This is a genomic window from Candidatus Thorarchaeota archaeon (genome assembly GCA_013388835.1).
GTDB lineage: Archaea > Asgardarchaeota > Thorarchaeia > Thorarchaeales > Thorarchaeaceae > JACAEL01.
Map to the genome: position 1 here is coordinate 1 of JACAEL010000095.1, position 21,974 is coordinate 21,974.

Sequence of the window (21,974 nt, forward strand, 5' to 3'; positions counted from 1 at the left end):
CCATCTTTCAAGAACTGAAGTCAACCGGCGCCACTTTCACCGTCTATCTTCGATACATGCAGAAGGACGCGCTCGCCAAGATACCTAATGTGAGGGTCAGTGAGGTCTTCGAAGACCACGTTCGACTCGAGAACCCATCAGGGTTTGGAATCCTTGCATTCGAGGATGTGCTCTACCTCTCCATTCCGCGGGTAGGCGCATAGTTGTACTTGTCCACGGCCAAGATGCATGGCAATCAGGCAAATCTGGCAGTCCAGTCCAGAGAAAGCCTGCGTAGTGTTTCAGGGGTCGGGAGTCCGGTCGAGACATCCCATCCTCTGTGGCGATAGTAGTCATCGAGCATGGGGTCGAGGTTGACCAGCTGCCCCTTGCCGGGTCCATCCGGCATCGGTTCCTTTGTGAATCGGTCGGGCAGTCTGTCGTCCTCTCTGCGGATGCCCTCGCGTGCATTGAACAGACGCTTGAGTGTCACCTGTCGCTCAGCAATACGTACGAGCTCCTTCACACTGCCCAACTGCTCTATACCCGTGACCAGAGGCAACACACGGGCAAAGTCTTCAATCCAGAAGATCGGAGGCCACGCCACCGAGTACCAGCAGACGATCAGCGTGTCGCGTATGCAGTAGGTGTTTTCGGTCTCCACCACGGCAGCAGCCTTGTACTTCTCGGTATATGGGTCGATGATCTCAGGCAGTCTGTCCGCGCCCCATCTCTTCGCCGCAACCTCCCTGTAACCAAGTTGGTCCACTGTGACAAGACTACGAAGATGGTCGGCGCCTCTCGCACCAGTAGCGTGTGACAGAGCTATGCTCCGATGTGTCCTGCCATCCTGACCGGACACCTCCAGACCCTTCACATGAATGGCCAGCTTCTCGGTTCCCTTGCCAATCCTCTGCGCGGCACGTCTGGTGCCCTCTGCCAAGACGTCTCCAAGACCTTCCCGCCGAGCAATCATCTCCAGTAGCTGCACCGCCGCGCTGCCATCGCCCCACTGCAGCCGGAGTCCACCTGTTGTCTTCTCATCGATAAGGCCCTGTTCGAATGCCTCGAAGGCAAAACTCAGTGTGGTGCCAGCAGAGATGGCGTCCATGCCGGTCCTGTTGCAGATCTGATTCGCCTTCAGCGTGGTGGCAAAGTCAGCAATTCCTAGCGAGCTGCCGAACGCCATGAGACCTTCATACTCAGGCCCCTCTTCGAGTGTTCCTGCAAACGGGCCGTCGGGAACGTAGTTCATCTTCTTGCATCCAAGACTACATCCGAAACAGGCACGGTCGGACACGGTATACCTAGGACGAATATGGTCGCCGCTCAGAGACTCCCAGCCATCGAAGACTCCGGTTCGATGGTTATATGTGGGTAGCTCTCCAATGGACTGCTTCACGGCAGTGAGAATCCATGTGCCCCACCTGTGCATCTGCTGCGCTTGGGGATTGCTTCGGACCCTCATGTGAGCCTCCGTCGCAAGCTGAACAAACTCATCGTGGCGAGCGACTTCAACTGCGCCGTGTCCGCGAACCGCGATGGCCTTGACCTTCTTGGACCCCAGCACTGCACCCATTCCTGTTCGACCTGCTGCCCGCGCGTTGTTCACAATTACCGATGCAAAGCGGACAAGCCGTTCTCCAGCAGGGCCCACTGCGGCGACCTGTACATCGGGGTCCCTGCGGCTCTTCTTGATGGCAGCTGTCACCTCTGCGGTGGTCATCCCCCACAGATTGTCTGCTGGGAGGAGGTCCGCATCATCGTCAAGAATTGATATCACCACTGGACTCTCTGCTTTACCTGACACCACAAGCATATCGTAGCCGGCATACTTCAGCTCAGGCCCCATGAAACCTCCCACATGACTCTCACCCCAGATGCCAGTCTGTGCAGCCTTTGACACAAACACAGTGCGGCCGCTCATTGGCCAGAGGGTGCCAGTGACGGGCCCTGTCGCAACAATCAGTCTGTTCTGCGGGGAGAGACTGTCGACGTCATGACCAACCTCCTCGTAGAGAACTCGTGCAGCGAACCCGTCGCCCCCAATGAAGTCACGAATCCACTCACGGGGCAGAGATTCAGTCCATATCCTCTCGTCGGTCAGGTCAACCCGAAGAATGCGACCAGCATAACCATTCGACTTCAACCCTACCCCTCCAGTTTCAGTGTCCCGTGACTACGCGCCTTATCTCACGCAGATATGCCGTCACCTTCCCGTGTCGTCCCATTAGGCCTATGCGTCCAACCGACGCGTATCGTATGGCTCCTGTCGGGCAGGCCTTCGCACACTCAGGGTCTCCGCCGCAGTGGTCACACTTGAGTATGCGCATCCTCACGGTGTCCAGGACAATTACCCCATTCACGCATACACCGACACAGGACTTGCATAGAATGCACTTGTCTTGATTGACGTAGGTCATCTTGGACACCGGGTCACGTACCATCGCATAGACAGGACACACATCTACGCAGGGAGCCTCTTCACATGGGCCGCAGACATTCGGGATGTCAACGCCCAGATCGTCGTATTTTACAATCTTGAGCCTGGCAAGAGCAGGCTGGAACTTGCCCTCATTCTTGGCGGAGCATGCAAGTTCGCAGATTCTGCAGCCTGTGCACTTTGTGTAGTCTACTGAGAGCTGCGATGGCATGAGTGTCACCTGTGTGATTCCTGAACGTGTCAACAGCGATGAAAAAAGGCTGCCGATTACTCGACTTCAACAATCCAGCCATGAGTGTCCCTTCGCTCGCCGCATTGGAGCCCCATTAGTTCCTCAAACAGCCTCCTAGACAGCGGACCTGCCTTGCCTTCGCCAACGGTGTAGGACTTGGACTTGTACGTGAACATACCAATCGGTGCAATCACAGCGGCAGTGCCTGTGCCGAAGAGTTCCTGAACTCGATTAGCGTGGACACCACTAATGACTTCGTCTATTGAGAGCTCTCGCTCGTGCACAGTGTACCCCCACTGGCGCGCCAGCTCAATCACCGAGTCGCGTGTGACGCCGGGCAGGATGGTGTCCTTCAGTGGAGGTGTGAGGACCTCCCCGTCAATCACGGCAAACACGTTCATCGTCCCCGCTTCTTCGAGGTACTTGCGTTCAATAGCGTCAAGCCATAACACCTGCGAGTGACCGCTATCCGAGGCCTCCTTGCCTGCCAGCAACCCCATAGCGTAGTTGCCCATCGTCTTGGCCGAACCAGTCCCTCCCCGAGCCGCTCTGACATACTTGTCGGACACCAGCACTTTGATTGGAGAGAAGCCCTCTTTGAAGTAGGGACCTACAGGAGACAGAATGACATAGAGGAGGTATTGCTGTGCCGCCTTCACACCCAGTCGGGCTTCTGACGCTATCATTGTGGGACGGATGTAGAGAGATGCACCTGCGACGTCTGGAATCCAGTCGCGTTCTATGCGAAGCAGGCTCTTTAGCGCACTCAGGACAAAGGATACGTCGACAGTTGGCATTACCATTCTTGCAGCTGACCGGTTGAGTCGTTCAAGATTCATCTCAGGACGAAAGAGAAAGACTCTCTTGCCCCGCCGGTATGCCTTCATCCCCTCAAATATGCCCTGGCCGTAGTGCAGCACCAGCGCAGCAGGGTCGAGCATTAGTGGGCCGTAGGGTTGGATCCGTGCGTCATGCCATTGGCCATCTGAGTATTCCATAATGAACATGTGGTCTGTGAACACGGTACCAAAGGGCACCTGCATTGGGTCATTCGGCTTGGCCTTCGCTTTGCCAGATGGCACACGATCAATCCTGAGTTCCAATGCTCTCACGCAGGCAGTCGCACACATGAAACTGCCTCTTAGGTCTTACGAACGCAGTCAACACCAAAGCAGAATGACTTAAGTGAAATGTGTGAACACGTAAGTGACGACGAGTATGCAAAGAGCATAAGGAGTGGCAAGAATGAGTCACCGTGAGGGGCAGTCTCCGCGTGATGCGTATGATCTAGACCCGAAGGAAGTCCTTGCGCAGTACACAGTAGAGTGGGTCAGCCTTCGCAGGTCATATGAGGAAGTAAAGCAGAAGCTGAAGGACATGCAGGACGAACTCAACGCGCTGGATGCCATGCTGAGGAGCGGAAGAATCACAGAACAGGAACACGTCGATAGGTACCATGAGATATGGCATGCATCGACTGAAATGATTCAAGTCAAACGCGAAGTGGAGGGCAGACTGTCTGAGATTCAGAGGGAGATACGCCAGGCCAACAGAGAGGTCAAGACTCGTGACGAAGAACGTCTCAGAAAGGAACGGGCCGAGCAGGAGAGAGCTAATGCGATGATTGAGTGGATGTCCTTGAAACAGGGATTCGAACTCATTCGCGAGAGAAGGCAGGAGATCAGCAGCATGATGGACAGACTGGAGATGCAGCGCCGGAGTGGGGAGCTGAGCGAGTCCGAGTATAGAAAGAGACTGGTCGAACATGTCAGAAACCTTGCTGAGCTTCGTACAGTCGAAGATGATGTCAAGCGGCGCCTGTCAGAGCTACTTCAGATTATTAGAGGCTAGAGAGACAGAAACTCGAGGCCCTACAATCGAGTGCTTCATCTGCGCTAGTCGACGGACTGAACGCAGCCGAGCAGTCCACGGACTTGCAGACAGACGAATGCCGCGGAAGGTCAACGAGAAGAGCCATTAGCGGGTATGTATAGGATTTGTCGACTCAACAATGACGCTCTTTGAACAGGAGTGGGTATCTCCGATACTCGAGGTTTACAAGAAGAGAAGACTGACGGAGAACCCCACTGTGATTCTGGGTCTGAATCCGCTTGGACATGCGGTCTGTAGAAGGATATACGAGAGCCTGGACCTCGAGACCGTGTTTGTCTTCAATTCGTCTTCCTTCTCGGTGTGGAACAGGTATCCCTCAGGTGTCAAGCCGCCGGTCGTTCCCGTCCATGGCATGACATCAGAAGACCTCATGATTGTGTTTGGTGACGTGTTCGTCAAGGAGTACGAGTGGGTAACCGACATGCTGTTCTATCTCATGAAGAATGTCAACTGCAGGTTCGTGTTGGCATTCCAGGGGTATGAAGGACCGACTTGTGCACAGACCACATCTGAGAAGGGCACAAGACTGGCCAAGAGGATGGGGCTTTCTGAGGGAGCCATCGAGTTCTTTGATGGTCTGACTGCGCCACTGATCAGTCTCAGCAAGCCAGCGGGAGTTGACACTGTCGCAGTGTTTGTCGAAACAATGACAGGCTCCGAACTCATCTATCAGGTGGATGACGTGGCAGTGACAGAGGAGGAGATTCTCACAGCACTGTCACTCCTGGAGAAGGGTCTGGGAGTGCGAATCATGTGAGGTTCTTGGCAGCGCTCTATGTCGTGCTCCTACCATACCCGGTGCGGTTTCTCTCCGCCACATCTTCCTCAGCTCGTTCACCGTAGAACTTTGCATCACAGTCAGAGCACAGCAGACCATGCGCATCTCGGAAGTCTATGATTCGACCACATGAGAGACAGGACCACATGCCTTGCTGGTACATTCTCGTCTTTCTCAATACGGCCTTGGAAACACCAATGAGTGACTTTGGGCAGGACCTGGAGACACCGACGATTCCCTCCTTGGACCAGTCGTTGATTACCGATACAAGGCTCGTACAGAGCTCGATGACACGAGTCGTCTGCTCATCAACGTCTTCCGGTGCTTCGTTCCGGACTGGTTTTGGAACGGCTGAGATTGAGGAGAGGAGTTCCAAGAACGCAATGAATGCTGGGATTGGCAACCTGTCAGGACCGGTACCGGAAACCATCTGTGCTAGGACCGCTGATATCATCAAGGTCTGTGAGTAGTCAGCTGATAGTATGAGTCGGACTTCATCGGCAATCCCCACTGCATCCAATGAATACTCGTCTACATCAAGATGCGCCTCTCTGGCAATGGCGTGTACTGCCTCTACAAGACCCAACCCTTCAGACATCTGCACGTTGACACGTTTCGCGACTTCTTGGTAGGAAACCCGCAAGTCATGTGCGAGCTTATGTAGGAGGTCTCTAGCAGTAAGAATCAAGTGTTTCACGAATCCTACCCTCGTTGATGCGTTGAGGACACCTTTTAGGTTGTCGCAAGGCTTACGATGATGTGACTGGGTGAAGATAGACCGATGTTGTCAGATACCGACATTCGCAGCGCCATGCAAGCTGGGGAAATCAGGATAGAGCCATGGAATCCAGACACTGTTGGCCCCTGCAGTGTGGACTTGACACTAGACTCCGTCTTCAGAGTGTATAATCTCGGAGAGGCGGTGGACATAAGGTCCACACTGCCAGTCGACCGTGACACACGAGTGGTGATGACAGGCGAGAGACCGTTCACGATTCTTCCTGGGCAGTTCATACTCGGACAGACCAGAGAGAGAATCTCCGTCTCCTCAAGATATGCTGGAATCTTGGAGGGAAAGTCCAGTGTGGCACGACTGGGAATAATCGTCCATGCAGCAGGACTGGTGAATCCGGGCACAGGAGTCAGGAAACCATCTCATCTCGTGTTGGAGATATTCTGCGAGAATGTCAGCCCAGTTCTACTCTATCCGGGCATGTCAATTGTGCAGGCGATGTTCTTTCGTCTCAGCAGTCCTGCAAGCAAGGGGTATGACGAACGTGACACAAGCCACTTTGTCGGTCAGGACGAGCCCAGAGTCACATAGACGGGACACAAAAGGAATTAAGGCGGTCGAAGCCGCTCAGAGTGCGGCTAGCTCTGCTAGGACGGCACACTAGAAAGAAGGTAGTCCACAATATGACGCAGTATGAGGTTGTACTGGCGAGTGGTGCAGAACACCTTCAAGACCGCTTCAGTGAACTCGGATATGGAGTGCACTGTTGCGGCCTCAACTATGACGGCAGAAGGATGTTCCCGAATGCGGACATATACGCGATTGTTCCAGATATAGAGGAACTATCGGGAAAGCGGGTGGTCGTGGTACAGTCATGCACTGGTTCCGGACCAGCCGAAAAGGAGAGATACACGACTTCTGACAGAGTCGTGGAGTTGCTTCTTCTTCTCGATGTCTTGCGAAGGCCGACGAAGGTGGAGGAGGTGGGTCACAAGCAGTACAAGGAAACCCCAATACCACCGCCAGCCCGTGTAGAGGTGGTCCTCACATTCCAACCCTTCGCGCTCCAAGACAAGTCGTTCAAGACCGGCGAGGCCGCTTCCGGTCGATGGGCGATGGAGACAATAGCTGCCTCATGCGACAAGGTGTGGACAGTAAATCCACATGCGCCAAGCAGTCTGCAGTGGGTCAAGAAACTGGCGCAGTCGGGCAAGTATGCGGAGATAGACATCATTTCAGACCTGGTTGACTTCGCAAAGCGTCACTTCGGTTACGACAACTGCTTGGTCGTGACGCCAGATGAGGGAGGACAGGAGAGGTTCTCGGTCGCGGGGTTCGGAAAGAGCAGACACAACTCATACAGTGTTGAGCTTCACGGAGAGCTAGTAGTTGGTGGATGCAATGTCGTAGTGATTGACGACCTGACAAAGAGCGGGAGCACGCTGTTGAAGGCATCCGAGAGACTCAAGGCCCAAGGCGCATGCGGCGTAGGCATGGCTGTGGTCCATGTCCTGCCGCTGGCTGACAAGGGAGAGGAGCTGCTTGAGAGGCTTGTCGAGAAGAGTGGTGGTATGATTGTGACGTCGAACACGGTACCGACACGGATCTTCGGGTTGAAGAACCCGCAACTCGTATACAATGTCGTGGACTCGATTGTCAAGGCAGTGTGAACATGTCGGGGAGGCAGCCACCTGCACGAAACCCTTTTCTTACGAGCCCTGCGAACCAACCTCGAGACGCCGGACAATGGAGAAGGAAAGAGAGTACCACATCGGAGTAGCGCCAGGGGAGCTTCCTGAGCTTGTGCTTCTGCCTGGCGACCCAGATCGAGCTCGTCTGATTGCAGAGTCATTCTTTCAGTCGCCCGAGCAGGTTGCAAAGAAACGAGAGTATTGGAGCTTCAGAGGCAAGCACCATGGGGTAGGAGTCGCGGTGTGTTCGACGGGGATAGGATGCCCCGCGGCAGCCATAGCTCTGGAGGAGCTCATACGGGTGGGATGTACAACCTTCATCAGAGTTGGCACAGCCGGAGCAATCGACCCCACCCTGTGTTCAGGAGACCTTGTGATTCTTACCGGGGTCGTGAGAAACGACGGGACATCACGACAGTACGTCCCCATCGAGTTTCCAGCTGTGGCAGACTTCGGTTTGATTCAACTACTGACGGAACAAGCCACAGCTCGTGGCGTCAGGTTCCGAGTCGGAATAGGACACAGCAAGGATGCATTCTACAGTGAGTTTCCGCACATGGTGGCCAGTCCAGAACACCAACGTCAGCAATGGGAGTCGCTGAGACGAGCTCGGGTCATAGCCACGGAAATGGAGTCAGCTGCACTCTATACCATCGGCCACTTGCGGGGCGTCCGAGTTGCGACGATTTGCACGATAGTTGGTGAATCCGTGGACAAGGAGGCAAGAATAGACAGGCTGCCTCCGCTGGACAACATGGTACTCACTGCATTGGATGCACTTGCAGCCACCATGAACTCGAAGTGACCTCAGAGACCGCCGTACCATGCCTTCTTCTGGATTGCCACGTAGAGGTCCTGTGCGGTCTTTCTGTCCAGACCCACCACCGAGACAAACTGCTCGGTGCCAGTTGAGACCAGATCGGTCACTGTTGCAATCCCCGCATTGATGATTGCATTGATGGTCATCTCCGGTACGGACAGCTCAGAGAGAAAGACTCGAAGCTCGGCAATGGTCGTGTCGTCCGCTACTGGAGCTGACACACCGGGCATCTCAGAGTCCACCTGCCCCTTGCTGATTGGCTTTGCTGCCTTTGCTGCCTTTCCAGACGCCTTCGCTGCCTTGCTGGGGGTCTCGGCCACTGCAGCAGGGGCTCCTTCAATAGTACTAGGCGCCGGAGTCGCTCCGACCGTCTCAACCGCGGAGAGCGCCTCGGTCGCCACACCGGGACCGGACATCCGCAGAATGAGACTCGGTCTGAGGACAAGCAGTCCGACGACAAGAGATGCAATCATCAAAGGTGTCAACACAATCGCACCAATGTCAGTGCCGATGAGTGTGCCATCCGGACCAAGAGAGGGGAGTCCAGATCGGACGCCACTGGTGAAGACCTCTACCCACGGAGTGCCAGAAACCTCGGCCGCTAGCCCTATCCAGAAGGGCGAGAAGAATGCAAGTCCGCCAAACTCATAGAAGAAGAACTCCCTGAAGAGCTGGCGACGGGCAAAGTAGACTGCAATTGGCGGTACGACGAGTATCAGTGCCGAGACGAACACCCAACCCAAGAAGAGACTCCACAACGACTGTAGTACGACCGGGTCTGTCACGCCATAGCCAAGTGCGTTGATCACAGCACTTCCCATGAAAACGATGCCCGGAAGCAGGGCACCAATGAAGACACCAAGCATATACCTCAATGACCTTCACCTCTTGGAATCCGGCAGGATAGAGTACCACTTCAGTCTTTTAGGTGTTTGGTGCACTACACTTATGAGTCGAGTGTACTGAGTCCATAGCGGGCACAGATATGGACTGTTTCTTCGTTCTAGGCACCAGACCCGAGATAGTGAAACTGGCCCCCATAATACACGAGTGTGAACGAAGAGATGTGAGCTCATACATCTTGCACACTGGGCAGCACTACTCTCAGAACATGAGCAGTGCAATCTTCGAAGACTTAGAACTGAGACCCCCAGACAGGGACCTCAGTATCGGGTCAGGGACACACGCAGAACAGACAGCATATGCTCTCCTGGGCATAGAGAAGGAACTGGTTTCTGTGAGACCAAAGGTCGTTGTGGCTCAGGGTGACACAAACGCTGTGCTATCGGCCGCCCTTGCAGCGATAAAGCTGGGAATAAGACTGGCGCATGTTGAAGCAGGGCTTAGGAGTTATGACAGACGTATGCCCGAGGAGCACAACAGGAGACTGACTGACCATGCTTCCGACTACCTGTTTGCACCTACCGAACACTCAGCCCGCATTCTGAGAGAAGAGAAGGTCTGGGGGGAGGTGTTTGTGACTGGTAACACTGTGATTGATGCGATTGAAGCGGCACTGCCTCGAGCACGGAAGAAGAGCAGGATCTTGTCTGATTTGGACTTGAAAGGCCGGGACTTTGTGCTTCTGACACTTCACAGGGCAGAGAATGTGGACGACAGGTCGGTCTTGAACGGTCTGATAAGAGGCATTATGTCACTCGATAGAGAGGTGGTATTCGCCGCACATCCTCGGACCGTGTCACGTCTGAAGGAATTCGGACTGATGTCGACCATCGAGTCTGCAGGAACGATTAGAGTAATCCCGCCACCGAGTTACTTGGACTTCCTAGTACTACTTCAGGCTTGCAGATTCGTCTTGACGGACTCGGGCGGAATCCAAGAGGAGGCTACTGCTCCATCTGTCAACAAGAGTGTGTTTGTGCTGAGGACATCCACAGAGCGTCCTGAGGCCGTAGAGTCCGGCCATGCGTCAGTGGTGGGCGTTGACCCGGCGTCATTTCCACAACGGATTCTTGAGGACCTAGCACACGAAAAGACCTGCTCAAGGAGATGTCCGTTTGGTGACGGGAGGGCCTCACGTACGATACTGGACATACTTCAGAGGAGACTTGGGTAGAGGCGCCATATGCTGGGGCCCCATATGCCCATTTAAGGCTCTCCAAACAAGGCTTATAAACCGCCTCTGTAAGGCTTCTTGCACTACTCTCAGGAGAGATAGTGAATGAGTTACGTTGTGAAGAGTAAAATCCAAGAGTTCGCGAAGAAGCATGAAATGAATGTGGGCTCGGACTTCTACCCAGAACTGGACAAGAAGATCGAGGAGCTCCTCAAGGAAGCTTCCAAGAGATGCACCGAGAACAAGCGTAAGACCCTAAAGGCATACGATCTGTAGAGCGTCTTGAAAGTCCTCCCCGCAAGGGAGGGAGAATCTGGGGGACTCGGGCGGCAGAACATTAGGGAGGACTGTGGTCCGAGTCTACCCCCATTGCTCTTTCTCTTTGTCATAGTCCGTCAGTCTTATCTGTGTGAATCAAGCGAATACCGACAGACCACTGTTGTTTGGACTGAGTTGGACACGCGAGCCGAGTCACTCTTCGGTCACACTACTGAAGTGAGTCCCTGACATCAAGGACTCGAAGACAACTGCCTTCTGACACAGCCGTGTGAACGTCTGTCATGTGGCTGTGAAACTGGGTCTAGGCCTGTCCAACTGTTGAACGACGGTGAAGCACCACCGAGAGGAAAGCTGATAGCATGTACAAGACCTGCCTCACAAACGATGACGGACCGCATAGTCGAGGGCTACTCGCACTCGCAGAGAGTCTGGCTGAGGTCTGCGAACTCACGGTGATAGTGCCTGATGGGCAAAGGAGCGCCACAGGCAAGGGACTGACTCTGAACCGTCCACTGAGAGCAACGGAGACCACAGCTAAGGGTTACAGGATGATAATGCATGATGGCACCCCGGCAGACTCGGTTGTTTTGGCTCCGTTCTTCATGGAACAGATAGACCTCTTCGTATCGGGCATAAACGCCGGAGCAAATCTGGGCTATCAGAGCATACTGACAAGTGGGACTGTTGGCGCTGCCATGGAGGCCTCACTCAAGGGATACAAAGCCATTGCTGCGTCGATGGAGGCCGGTCCTCAGGACTGGTTCAACCAGACGGGGGCAGGAGGTAACCTCGGACGCGCTGCCAGAATCACCTGTGACGTCGCCATCCGTGTACTCAAACATGGACTTCCCGACGGAACGGACATTCTCAACCTAAACTTCCCCTGTCATCTGGAGGAAGAAGCCCCACTGGTCGTCACCAGACCAACGCGCGTCAGAATGCGGAATGAAGTTGACCAGAGAACGGACCCACATGGCAGAAAGTACTACTGGTTCGTGGGCGTCGAGGTCGAGCCAGAGCCGGGGACTGATGCTCACGTGGTCCTAAAAGAAAACGGAGTGTCGATATCCCCACTGAGGATCAATGGCATCGCGGAGGAGCATCTTGAGGCTGTCAGGAGGTTCTTAGCGACTCCATTCTCCTGAGCGCAACCCATAGCTCATCAGTCAGAGGTCTCGGAAGGGAACGAGTCGCGTCCCCGGTCGACATGACACGCCTAGCAGCATCGGCTGTGACTCTGCCAATACAGGTGGTCGGAATACCTGCGTCAGTGAGCGCTTGTACCAACCGGTCCTTGTCTTGTGACGGACAGGTCATCAGCATGCACCCGCTGCTTATGAGTCCCAGAGGATCAATGTTGAGCAGGTGACATAGTCTTTCGGTGGCGGGGTGAAGAGGAATGGTGGTGGAGTCTATTTCGCACCCGGTGCCACTAGCATCACAGATCTCGTGGATACCACCATATACCCCACCCTCGGTCGGGTCATGCATTGCTGTCACCAGTCCTGTTGAGTAGGCGGCAGTACCATCTTTCACAACACTAATCATTGACCGCAAGCTCATCCCAGCTTGGACGACTTCATACGGAAGATGCTTGTGTAACACGTCGCGGCCCTCTGTACACAGGATGGATGTTCCCTCTAGTCCTACGGTCTTCGTGAGGACTATGACATCACCGGGTCTGGCACCCGAGGATGTGACATAGGCTCCTTCTTTGGTCACGCCTATCATGAATCCTGTGATAATAGGTCTACCCAAGCCCTCGGTCACCTCAGAGTGTCCCCCGACAACAGACACGCCCAAGGCCAGAGAGGCTTCGTGTACTTGGCGCATTATGCGTTCGAGATCTTGGGGGGTACTACCGGGGGGCAACAGAACAGACAGGAGAAACCAGCGTGGTCGTACACCAAACGTAGCAATGTCGTTTGCATTGACATTGACAGCAATCCACCCGATGTCTTCAACAGAACCTGTGACTGGGTCAGTAGAAACAACAAAGACAGTATCACCCACACGTATGAGGGATGCGTCTCGTCCGATGCTAGGACCTAGAATGACATCACGGTCGTCAGAACCAAGGAACGGAAAGACAGAACGGATGAGAACGTCAGGCGGGACCTTACCGGGCAGCAAATCACTCAATCTCTCCTAGTCGGTGCGCAGTGGTCCTGTGCCGAGCGTATGAAAAGTGACCTCATCGAAGACCCCAGCGGGGCTCTCTTCACTCACTATGCCGCTCGACAATTGTCGGCCCGCTGCGCGACTGGACTGCTGTTGCGGTGCTAATTAACGTAATCGAACGGCCTCAGCGGAGATATGACTCCGCGGACCTGAGGTCCTCTTTGCGCAGCCTGCTGCGAGTCTGACTGCCGCGCAGGAAGGCTCCAATGACCGATTTCTCTCTCAGAATCTCGGTTGACAGGTACGCTCTACCGTCTGCCACACGCGCAACCAGAAAAGCTCCGAACTCCTTTCTGAACTCGGACACAGACAGTACGGTCTCCACAGGATCAAAGAGACCCTCCTTTCTCATCCTGAGCGTGACTGCCAGCTCAAGCGCATCATGGTAGGGGAGCTTCAGGACGCGTGTCCAGCCCATCTGCGACTTGTCCACATTGACAGCAGCAAGTCGAACCCGTTCTTTCCTCAGGAGTCTTGCGGCCCGAACCAGATCCCTCACGGGCGTGTACTCCGAGTCGCCTGGTCGGGCCGTCTGTGCCAGAGGTATGTTCGGTGCGAAGTCAGAGATGAGGACTACAAGAGGTTCCACATCCGGGTTTCTCATTCTCTCTCTTCGGATCGTCTCAAGCGCCTTGACCATTCCGTTAGCAAGAGGTGTGAGACCGGATGACTTCAGGCGGGCGAGAGCCCTGTATATCTTGTTCCAGTTCGTCGTGGGGGACTGGACCTCGACTGCTCCTGAGTCCTTGAATGCTACAATGCCGCAGCGGTCTCGGGACCCTCTCGTCTCGCTTTCAATCCGTTCAATCAGCCTGCGGACCTCCGCTGCTGACGACTTCATCGACAGACTCACATCAACGACAAGTATGACGGTCAGCGGCGTGCGGCTTGCAAATACCTTCTCTCGCAGGTCATCAGCCTGTATGCGAATGCGACCACCGGGAATCAGTCTCCCCGTACGAGCGACTGCCGCCATTATCGTCGCAGGAATATGCAGACTTCCAATGACTCCAGAGGGAGTCCTCCATCTTCGGGGTCTACCGTGAGTGGCAGCATCCGAGGCCTTGAGAGAGCCCGACCCACGTGAACTCACTCTCTTGCCTATCCACCCACCAGAAGACACCTTTGAACGCACCATTGCCCGCGAGATGAGCTGTCCAGAGTCGAATATCTCAATCCCGGTATCAATGTCAGGCAACTTGACGAAGAACTCATCAGCGAGTGCAGTGGGAGTGTCGCGAATCTCAGACTTTGGACCCATAATCCTAGGTGGCGACTTCTCAGAGTACCTACGCGTGACAGTACCTAGCTCATCACCGGGTTCCGGTTCGACTCGACCAGGCTCTACAACGTCAATACCTGCGGCAGGGCCTGACTTCCGTCGCGTCATGTTCCGCAGCCAATACCGGATTGTCTGATAGATAAGAGGGACATAGAGTAGTGTGTCAACTATCAGGATAGGAAGGGACGGAAGCGACCCGAGAGGTGTACCAGTGATGAGATTCAGAGGTGACAAGTAAATCCATGCGAAGTACGGGAAGATGGAGAGCATCATTATGGCACAGATAGTACCCTTGACCGGGTTTCCCTCAGGGTTTCTCACTCGCTGGGAGCTTTTTTTTTTCCCTCGGCCTTCCCACTCTCAGCATAGGTGCTCTGCCGCCCAAACTTGCCGCCGCTGAACCTCCTGCCAGACTTGTCTGACTCCTCCGGCACTTCGTTTGGTGAGCTGCGTCGGTCGCTCTTCCGTGCGACCTCCGACGCCCTACTGATGGCCTGGTCTATGTCCTGAGGCGATGGCGGCTCAAGCAGTCCACCTCTTCGAGTGCGATGGCTGAGTGCGAGCTGGGCAGCCATTTGAAGATCCTCGGTCGTGACCTCGGAGCGACCCTCGAACGCCGCGTTGGTGATCGCAGTCTTGCTGATTGTGATGTCTGGCCGGACACCATCAACCTCCAGCGCGTCGCACGCCATGGCGATGGCCTTCAGGGCATACTTGGGCAAGACGACTGAGTCGAGGAGCTCCTTGGCCCTCTTGATTTGATCTCTGAGCTCGGACTGGGATGCCTGCCAAGAAGCCAGAAATGCATCCGGGTCACTCTCGAATGCAAGATTACGTTCTACGAGCTCCATTCGCTCGTCGACTGTGAGATCCCTTCCAATTGAAACGTGGAGAGGGAACCTGTCAAGTAGTTGCGGCCGAAGCTCTCCCTCTTCTGGGTTCATCGTGCCGACGAGGATGAAGTCGGACGGGTGCGCAAGTGATATTCCCTCACGTTCAATCACGTTCACCTTTGTCGCGGCCACGTCCAGCAGGTCATCAACAAGATGGTCAGGAAGGAGGTTAACCTCGTCAACATACAGCACGTTTTGATTGGCCTCTGCAAGAATCCCAGGTCTGAGGGCCTGAATGCCATCGCGCAGCACGCGTTCGATGTCTATGGAACCTATGAGCCGGTCCTCGGTTGTCGACAGAGGCAGGTTCACAACACGCATCTTTCTCTTCTTGGAAACCAGTGTCTCTCCGGAAGCGACTCTGGCTCGACACTCTTGGCAGAGCGAGTCTGGCACTGTTGGACTGCACCCGAAACGACAGCCTTCGACAACATCCACTTCTGGCAGAAGGTCTGCGAAGCCCCTCACAACTGTGGTCTTTCCTGTGCCCTTGGGACCGGAGATCAATACTCCACCGATACGATGGTTGATGCCGTTGAGAACGAGAGCCAGTTTCAGAGTCCTCAGGCCCACTATTGCTGTGAATGGCAGAATGGGTTTCAGTGACTGACTCATCGCCTGACCTCTTCGCAGATTCACAGTGAAACGATAGAGGCAAATAAGTGTGTGCTTGCGTGTGTGACTCGTGACTGGCTTGCTGTCGTACGTTGAGCATCTGGAGTGTCCCGAGTGCCATAGGCGTTTTCCGATCGACAGCCTGACTAGCCTGTGTGTATGCGGCTCTCCACTCTTCGTCATCTACGACATTGACGCTGTGGTTGAATCAGTAGCCAGAGGGGAGTTCCCCACGAACGTCAGTTCGATGTGGAGATACTCGCACCTCATGCCGGTCAAGTCGGCATCCAACGTAGTCAGCCTAGGGGAAGGATGGACTCCGCTCCTTCTCTCACGACGACTCGGCAATCACGTCGGACTGCAGACCCTGATGATAAAGGACGAGGTACAAAACCCGACTGGCTCCTTCAAGGACAGGGGACTGTGCGTGGCAGTCTCGAAGCACATTGAGCTTGGTATTCGCTCCTTTGCCCTGCCGTCGGCAGGGAATGCGGCCATCTCGTTGAGCGCATACTGTGCTGCTGCGGGAGTGATAGCCCATGTGTACATGCCTGATGACACTCCAGAGAACTTCTTCAGAGCGTGTGAAACATATGGAGCGAATACCAATCGTGTCGCTGGCACAATCTCCGACTGCGGCAAGCAGATGAGAAACAGAGGAGGCGAGTGGAAGGACCTGTCCACCACACGAGAGCCGTATCGTGTTGAAGGAAAGAAGACGATCGCGTTCGAAGTATCAGAACAGCTACACTGGAAACCACCTGACGCCATAGTGTGTCCGACAGGCGGAGGTACAGCAATAGTAGGGATATGGAAAGGCATGGACGAGCTCGAGGCGCTCGGTCTCATAGGCGCGGAGCGGCCAAGACTCTACGCTGCTCAGAGCGCATCATGTGCGCCGGTCGTTCATGCACTCGAGAAGAAGCTGGACACAGTCGAGCCATGGCCAGACCCAAAGACAACTGCGTTGGGACTGCGTGTGCCGAGCCCGTTTGCAGGCAGACTAATACTCCGAGCAATCCGCAGTACCGGAGGCACAGCCATTGCAGTGCCCGAACGTGAGATAGCAGAAGCACAGAAACTGGGGTCCAAGATGGAGGGGATTGATATGGGACCTGAAGCAGCTGTCGGTCTAGCTGGCATCAGGAGTCTCACTGAGTCGGGAGAGATAGGCCATGACGAGCAGGTGGTTCTGCTGAACACGGGCACTGCAACGAGGTACTGGTGCTAGATACCTGCACATATGTTATTAGTCAGTACAGCGGCGCACACTCATAGACTAGACACATAGCACATGGAGTGTCCCATACGTGACTGAGAATACGGAGACACAATACCCATCGCATGAAATGCACTATGCAAGCTTCAAGCAGTCAATCAAAGCCGGAAAGGCTGAGCTGTCGTTGGCAGTCATTCTGCTTGTCTTGTACTTCTACCTGCGTCTGGAAAACGTCAGTCTCGACGTTGTGCTGTTGCTCGGGTTCATTATCGGCGCTTGGCTTGCCTTCAGACCATCTGAGTGGGCTGTGGATGGAATCGAGAGTGGGGCAGGACATCTGCGTCTCACAGCGTATGTTGCAGGGATGCTATCCAGTCTTGTGAGCAATATGCCAGAAGCCGTTGTGAGCGGCTTCACCGCATACGCCGGATACGCTCAGAACAATCAGGTGCTTCGTGACATATCTGTTCTCTCGGTCTTGATCTCCGCTGGCTTCAACATGCTACTCCTCGGCATGACAATAATAGTCTGCACTCGAAAGGAGAAGCGGATGCTGGTTCCCGACGAGGTGGTCAAGAAAGACTCAGTGCTTATCCGATGGGCCTTTGTGGCACTCCTCGCCATGTTTGCTCTGGGAGTCCTCGAGCTGATATATCAGGCGCCCATCAGCGAGGCAAGTCCTCCGCGTTTTCCCCCGCTGCCGTCGCTTGTGCTAATGTCATCATACATCATATACGCGATAAGTCTCACCAGAGAGAAGAGGGGTAACGACAGCGAGGTTGCCAAGCCACATCACACCAGAAGGACTGCAGCCGCTCTGGCGGCGGTAGGGTTCGTTGGAATCTTCATCGCGGGAGAGATGCTCACCTATAGTGTGGAGATAATGCTTGAGGAGTACCCTGCTCTTGCTGGCAGTCTTGGCAGCGAGGTCACGCTCCCTGCGCTCCTCCTCGGTGCAGCAGGTGCGCTCCCAGAGCATGGAATTGCACTGGTTGCAGCCGCAAGAGGCAAGACGGGACTTGCTGTCGGAAACCTCATCGGAGGAGTCCTTCAGATTGTGCTGCTTGTCATGGGGGGAATTGGTTTCTTTGTACCGATTCCTATGGACCGCTACGTGTTGTTTCAAATCCTAGTGATAGCAGGTAGCCTCTGGTTTCTCAAGGCGAATCTGACCGATGACCACGAGCTCGACGCCTATGAAGGTGTGCTGATAATGTTGCTGCAGGCGTACGTATTCGCAATACTCATTGGCCGGGGCTTTTGAGCAGATAGGGAAGTATGCCGCGTAGGTCGTCCCCCTCAACCGAGACAGTTGCGGCTCTGGCGACCTCAGGAGTCTCCGGTCTGAAGGCAATTGACAGGGGGACGACGGCAAACACGCTCAGGTCGTTTTTTCCATCACCGACGAATGCTGTCCTGTCAAGGGGTATCCCGAAGTGATTGGCCACCTGCTTGATCTCCTGGACCTTCTCACCCCAACCGACGCCTACCTCAACTCTGCCGGTCAGAACACCGTCGACATGTTGCAGCCTGTTGGTGAGAACATACTCAATCCCAACCCGGCGCGCGACATCGTCTGCAAGAAGGTCTATCCCCCCGCTCAGTATTGCAACCTTGATGCCGTTAGCCTTCAGCTCGCGAATGGCCTCAACGGCACCGGGTACTAACTCAGTGGCGCGCACGACCTCCATGACCTCCCGAACCGAGCGGCCCTTCCAGAGAGCCGCATCGAAGTCGGCCCACTGTTGATATGAGATGTCGCCAGAAAAGAACATGTCATAGAATCTTCGGCCCTCCGTTTCTGTGCCGAAGGCCTGGTGCAGTCGCCACCAGATGCTGTTGTGGCAGGTCAGAGTGCCGTCGACATCGAAGACGACCAGTTGTATGCTCATGTGCTTCACGCCAGCCTGGGTAAGCGTGATTCCAATCTAGGACTCGGCCTCACGTTCTCGTTCTTCCTTGGCCTCTCTTTCCAAGTCTGCGAGGAGGTCATCGATTCTCTTCTCCGATGTAGGAACAGAGGTCCCTGTCTTGTGCTCAGCACCAGTGGTGAGGGGAGGAAGCACGCCTTCCTTCTCGAGAAGCATCTCAGCCTCCATGGACTCGAGTCGTCTGTCTATCCGCTCCTCTGTTTCCACGGACATACCCGTGCTACTCAGGTCCTCGGACAAGAGCTCTCCCGCAATCGAGATCTGCTCAAAGGACTGGGAGAGCCGGTCCAATTGTGTCTGAATCTCGGCTGGCGTGAGAAGCGCCCGGGCCTGAGCGAGGGCGTGGTTGGCAATTGTGAATGCCCTGAGTACTTCAGCCTGGTCCTTCGCCTCCTCAATGTTGAGTAGGGCGCTCTCCAAGGTGGCAAACTCCTGTTGGTAGCGTCCCCGCCGATTCTCCAAGTCGGCGACTATTGCCAGATGAGAACGAGCAGCGGCCTTGTCACCGCGACGCAGTGCCTCTCTGGCGAGCTTCTCCTCATCCATCATACGTGTCTCGAGCTTTCGGATCCGCAGAGTCATCGCATTCATAGTACCGCGTATCTCAAGCATTCCGCGCTCGGTGTCGACTTTCTTCTTGCCGCTCAGGAAGCCCATTGTTGCCCACCAGACATTGCTCTGCTGTGGTCATCTATGTCTGTCAGCATTTAAACACATGCTATACTGACTGCAGAATACGCTTATAGCCCGGAATGGCAGGCGGACTGCTGAATGACATGCGCACGGCGGACATTCTTCTTCGTGCAGTGGAGCGAGCTCGGTCAGCAGTCACCTCAAACATGACTAGGGCCACAGACCACTCAGGCCGAACTAACCTCTTCGGCGACAGTACACTGGTCCTCGATGAGATGGCCGAGAGCGAAATCATTGATACACTGACATCCTCGGGTCTGCGACTGGCAATCCTCTCGGAAGAGAGAGGGTTCCTCAGAGACCGAGAAGACGCGGACTATCTCGCGGTCATTGATCCTGTCGATGGCTCAACCAATGTTGAGAGAGGAATCCCTCTGTGTTCTGCAGGCGTATCGCTGGTCCACCTCTCGAATCGAATGACGACAGACGACGTGGAAGTCAGCGTTGTTAGGTCTTTCTTTACAGACGACACCTTTGTCGCCAAGAGAGGAGAGGGCGTGACAAGAAACGGTGCTCACGTGAGGGTCGCATCAGAGAGACCCATCGAGGAGGCGATAGTGTCGTACGACACCAAGAAGCCATACGACATTGATTTCATGACCGCATCAGCGAGAGTGTTGGCTGCAGTCAGGGACATGCGACGCTCAGCAAGCAACCTGCTGGACTTGTGCTGGACTGCCTGTGGAGCACTTGATGCGATGGTTGACCTTCGCGGGATTCTGCCCATAGTGCACATCTGTGGTACGCACATGGTCGAGGAGGCGGGCGGATATGTGATCAATGAGTCGGGCTCTCGAATGCGACTGCCCATCGACATTGAACAGAGAATGAGCTTCATAGCATCCTCAGACCGCAAGCTCGCTGATGAGATTCTGAAACGATTCCGTGGTGATGCAAGTCTAGGCGTATGATGATGTGACTTGTACATCATTGCGATGTCAGCATACAAAACCGGAAAGCAGCAGTCTCGGTGGTCAGACCTCTTCATCCTCTTCGTCAGCAACCACGTCGGTATCCTCAGCCGCGGAGCTACCTACGTCCTTAGTCGCAGAAACGGTCTCGTCTGAAATCTCGTCACTGGTTTCCTCGCTTGGTTCCGATGATGGTCTCTCGCCCTCGACAATCTCGGCACGTGCGCCCCCGGGGGGAGCTGACATCTTGCTGAGGGTTGCGTAACCAAGGACCACACTGAGAATGGTGAGAAGCACCGTGATTACCACTGCGCCAGCAGTGCCAAACCATGCCACGGGATTTACAAGTAGACTGGATGGGCTAGTACCTAGACCAAACTGCTGAATCCACATGGGCACAACAAACACTAGAGGCAAGCACACCATGACAAGAAGCACAATCGACAGCGTGATCTCAGCGGTGTATCTCAGAATCCTCTTCAGTGTACTCTCAACGGCCTTTCTAGCAACTGCCATCGCGCTTCTCCGCTACCGCGCATGTGGTATCTCCTTTAAAGCTTGCTCCCCCAGAGCGCTTGTTGCAGATTCTCGTGTGTTGCAGCGTGCAAACGCGGACACTGCTGTTGCATGCTTCACACTATTCCTCGGAATCGAACCAGAACACTGCACACCTGTGCATAAGCAAGGGAGTAAGTGCCAATCTGAGTTGGGGTTAGCAGCAGCTGCCCAGAAGTTGGACGGTCTTGGACATCGCTGCGTGATGCTATATACCTCCGTGCGGGAACGGAGAGCTCGAGGTCGGCTCGACACATCATGAGACCTCGAGGAGTGACCCCAGTGCCGTATCCTGGGAGTGACAAGACTCCTGTGTCCAACTTTGTCCGACTAAGAATGAACGGTACCAGACTTGGTCAATCCTCAGTGGTCATCAGCATCCAGACATGCGCTATGTGAGGATGCCTGGTGGACCGAGTTCTCTGCGGAATAGAGCACAGGGGACCTTGAGAAGAAGATGTCAGGTGGACAGGGGTCGTGAGAGAGCGGTTAGGTGAAAGTCCCCTTCGTATAGTATCATATCATAATAGCATATAAGTGTATCTTGAAGCGATGCCACAGAATCAGTCACGGGGATGAGGTACAAGTGTAAGGATTCTGCAGAGGAGAGAACTAGTCTGTAGCAGTCCCGATCATGTGAAACATGTACGTGTCATTCGGCGAAATGAGTGTGCGGTGACGAGACGACAACAAGCAGATGATGAGCGAGGTGTGTTGCGAGAGTCGCAGGGTTTCCGATGGGCGAGTGCGAATATCACAACTCTTATAA

The 21,974-nt window shown here is 54.7% G+C and carries 23 protein-coding genes; 12 read left to right on the forward strand and 11 right to left on the reverse strand.

Translation table 11 applies throughout. The features are described from left to right. The coding region (locus tag HXY34_13850; protein NWF97216.1) for a hypothetical protein at positions 1–203 on the forward strand (203 nt) is incomplete at its 5' end. A gap of 32 nt (positions 204–235) precedes the next feature. Here the strand turns inward: HXY34_13850 and HXY34_13855 are convergent. Genes HXY34_13855 through HXY34_13865 form a run of 3 tightly spaced genes read right to left on the reverse strand, consistent with a single transcriptional unit; the run spans position 236 to position 3,784 of the window. After that, positions 236–2,128, reverse strand: a complete 1,893-nt coding sequence (locus HXY34_13855; protein ID NWF97217.1) for an aldehyde ferredoxin oxidoreductase family protein — start codon at positions 2,126–2,128, stop codon at positions 236–238. A gap of 16 nt (positions 2,129–2,144) precedes the next feature. Next, the gene (locus tag HXY34_13860) at positions 2,145–2,633 is read right to left on the reverse strand and encodes a 4Fe-4S dicluster domain-containing protein (GenBank protein NWF97218.1); all 489 of its coding nucleotides are present in this window, start codon (positions 2,631–2,633) and stop codon (positions 2,145–2,147) included. A gap of 56 nt (positions 2,634–2,689) precedes the next feature. Further along, positions 2,690–3,784, reverse strand: coding sequence for a branched-chain amino acid aminotransferase (locus HXY34_13865; protein ID NWF97219.1), 1,095 nt, complete (start codon positions 3,782–3,784; stop codon positions 2,690–2,692). Positions 3,785–3,899: 115 nt separating this feature from the next. Between HXY34_13865 and HXY34_13870 the strand changes: the two genes are divergently transcribed. Both HXY34_13870 and HXY34_13875 read left to right on the forward strand, forming a co-directional pair. Next, positions 3,900–4,505, forward strand: coding sequence for a hypothetical protein (locus tag HXY34_13870; protein NWF97220.1), 606 nt, complete (start codon positions 3,900–3,902; stop codon positions 4,503–4,505). Between the two features lie 160 nt (positions 4,506–4,665). Beyond that, positions 4,666–5,304 carry a hypothetical protein gene (locus HXY34_13875; GenBank protein NWF97221.1) on the forward strand — a complete coding sequence of 213 codons (639 nt, stop codon included), beginning with the start codon at positions 4,666–4,668 and terminating at the stop codon, positions 5,302–5,304. A gap of 16 nt (positions 5,305–5,320) precedes the next feature. On the opposite strand, the gene HXY34_13880 is transcribed toward HXY34_13875, so the two are convergent. After that, complete coding sequence (locus tag HXY34_13880) at positions 5,321–6,022, reverse strand: hypothetical protein (GenBank protein NWF97222.1); 702 nt, start codon at positions 6,020–6,022, stop codon at positions 5,321–5,323. An 84-nt stretch (positions 6,023–6,106) separates the two neighbouring features. On the opposite strand from HXY34_13880, the gene dcd reads away from it, so the two are divergent. The 3 genes from dcd (at position 6,107) to HXY34_13895 (ending at position 8,554) form a co-directional block, all read left to right on the forward strand. Then, a complete protein-coding gene (gene dcd, locus HXY34_13885) occupies positions 6,107–6,649 on the forward strand; it encodes a dCTP deaminase (protein NWF97223.1) in 543 nt (180 codons plus the stop codon). A gap of 92 nt (positions 6,650–6,741) precedes the next feature. Further along, positions 6,742–7,728, forward strand: a complete 987-nt coding sequence (locus HXY34_13890; GenBank protein ID NWF97224.1) for a hypothetical protein — start codon at positions 6,742–6,744, stop codon at positions 7,726–7,728. A 76-nt stretch (positions 7,729–7,804) separates the two neighbouring features. Further along, complete coding sequence (locus HXY34_13895; protein NWF97225.1) at positions 7,805–8,554, forward strand: nucleoside phosphorylase; 750 nt, start codon at positions 7,805–7,807, stop codon at positions 8,552–8,554. Positions 8,555–8,556: 2 nt separating this feature from the next. Here HXY34_13895 and HXY34_13900 read toward each other — a convergent pair whose 3' ends face one another. Continuing rightward, positions 8,557–9,444: a helix-hairpin-helix domain-containing protein gene (locus tag HXY34_13900; GenBank protein ID NWF97226.1), complete on the reverse strand. Its 888-nt coding sequence runs from the start codon at positions 9,442–9,444 to the stop codon at positions 8,557–8,559. Positions 9,445–9,554: 110 nt separating this feature from the next. Between HXY34_13900 and wecB the strand changes: the two genes are divergently transcribed. The 3 genes from wecB (at position 9,555) to surE (ending at position 12,070) form a co-directional block, all read left to right on the forward strand. After that, positions 9,555–10,646 carry a UDP-N-acetylglucosamine 2-epimerase (non-hydrolyzing) gene (gene wecB, locus HXY34_13905; GenBank protein ID NWF97227.1) on the forward strand — a complete coding sequence of 364 codons (1,092 nt, stop codon included), beginning with the start codon at positions 9,555–9,557 and terminating at the stop codon, positions 10,644–10,646. A 105-nt stretch (positions 10,647–10,751) separates the two neighbouring features. Continuing rightward, positions 10,752–10,922: an NFYB/HAP3 family transcription factor subunit gene (locus HXY34_13910; GenBank protein NWF97228.1), complete on the forward strand. Its 171-nt coding sequence runs from the start codon at positions 10,752–10,754 to the stop codon at positions 10,920–10,922. A 362-nt stretch (positions 10,923–11,284) separates the two neighbouring features. Then, positions 11,285–12,070, forward strand: a complete 786-nt coding sequence (surE, locus tag HXY34_13915) for a 5'/3'-nucleotidase SurE (GenBank protein ID NWF97229.1) — start codon at positions 11,285–11,287, stop codon at positions 12,068–12,070. On the opposite strand, the gene HXY34_13920 is transcribed toward surE, so the two are convergent. From HXY34_13920 to HXY34_13930, 3 genes are all read right to left on the reverse strand, one after another. Continuing rightward, positions 12,039–13,058, reverse strand: coding sequence for a hydrogenase (locus HXY34_13920; GenBank protein NWF97230.1), 1,020 nt, complete (start codon positions 13,056–13,058; stop codon positions 12,039–12,041). The genes surE and HXY34_13920 overlap by 32 nt on opposite strands. Before the next feature lie 172 nt (positions 13,059–13,230). Beyond that, complete coding sequence (locus HXY34_13925) at positions 13,231–14,709, reverse strand: VWA domain-containing protein (protein ID NWF97231.1); 1,479 nt, start codon at positions 14,707–14,709, stop codon at positions 13,231–13,233. Continuing rightward, positions 14,706–15,896, reverse strand: coding sequence for an AAA family ATPase (locus HXY34_13930; GenBank protein NWF97232.1), 1,191 nt, complete (start codon positions 15,894–15,896; stop codon positions 14,706–14,708). Before HXY34_13930 ends, HXY34_13925 begins: the two co-directional genes overlap by 4 nt. Positions 15,897–15,966: 70 nt before the next feature. On the opposite strand from HXY34_13930, the gene HXY34_13935 reads away from it, so the two are divergent. Further along, positions 15,967–17,127, forward strand: coding sequence for a threonine synthase (locus HXY34_13935; GenBank protein ID NWF97233.1), 1,161 nt, complete (start codon positions 15,967–15,969; stop codon positions 17,125–17,127). 79 nt (positions 17,128–17,206) lie between these two features. Next, on the forward strand, positions 17,207–18,379 hold the full coding sequence (locus tag HXY34_13940; protein NWF97234.1) for a hypothetical protein: 1,173 nt from the start codon (positions 17,207–17,209) through the stop codon (positions 18,377–18,379). Here HXY34_13940 and HXY34_13945 read toward each other — a convergent pair. Further along, on the reverse strand, positions 18,360–19,007 hold the full coding sequence (locus HXY34_13945; protein ID NWF97235.1) for an HAD-IB family phosphatase: 648 nt from the start codon (positions 19,005–19,007) through the stop codon (positions 18,360–18,362). The genes HXY34_13940 and HXY34_13945 overlap by 20 nt on opposite strands. A 36-nt stretch (positions 19,008–19,043) precedes the next feature. Continuing rightward, positions 19,044–19,703 carry a Snf7 family protein gene (locus tag HXY34_13950; GenBank protein ID NWF97236.1) on the reverse strand — a complete coding sequence of 220 codons (660 nt, stop codon included), beginning with the start codon at positions 19,701–19,703 and terminating at the stop codon, positions 19,044–19,046. A gap of 182 nt (positions 19,704–19,885) precedes the next feature. Between HXY34_13950 and HXY34_13955 the strand changes: the two genes are divergently transcribed. Then, complete coding sequence (locus tag HXY34_13955) at positions 19,886–20,650, forward strand: hypothetical protein (GenBank protein NWF97237.1); 765 nt, start codon at positions 19,886–19,888, stop codon at positions 20,648–20,650. 63 nt (positions 20,651–20,713) lie between these two features. Here HXY34_13955 and HXY34_13960 read toward each other — a convergent pair whose 3' ends face one another. After that, the gene (locus HXY34_13960) at positions 20,714–21,166 is read right to left on the reverse strand and encodes a hypothetical protein (GenBank protein NWF97238.1); all 453 of its coding nucleotides are present in this window, start codon (positions 21,164–21,166) and stop codon (positions 20,714–20,716) included. Positions 21,167–21,974: the final 808 nt, after the last annotated feature.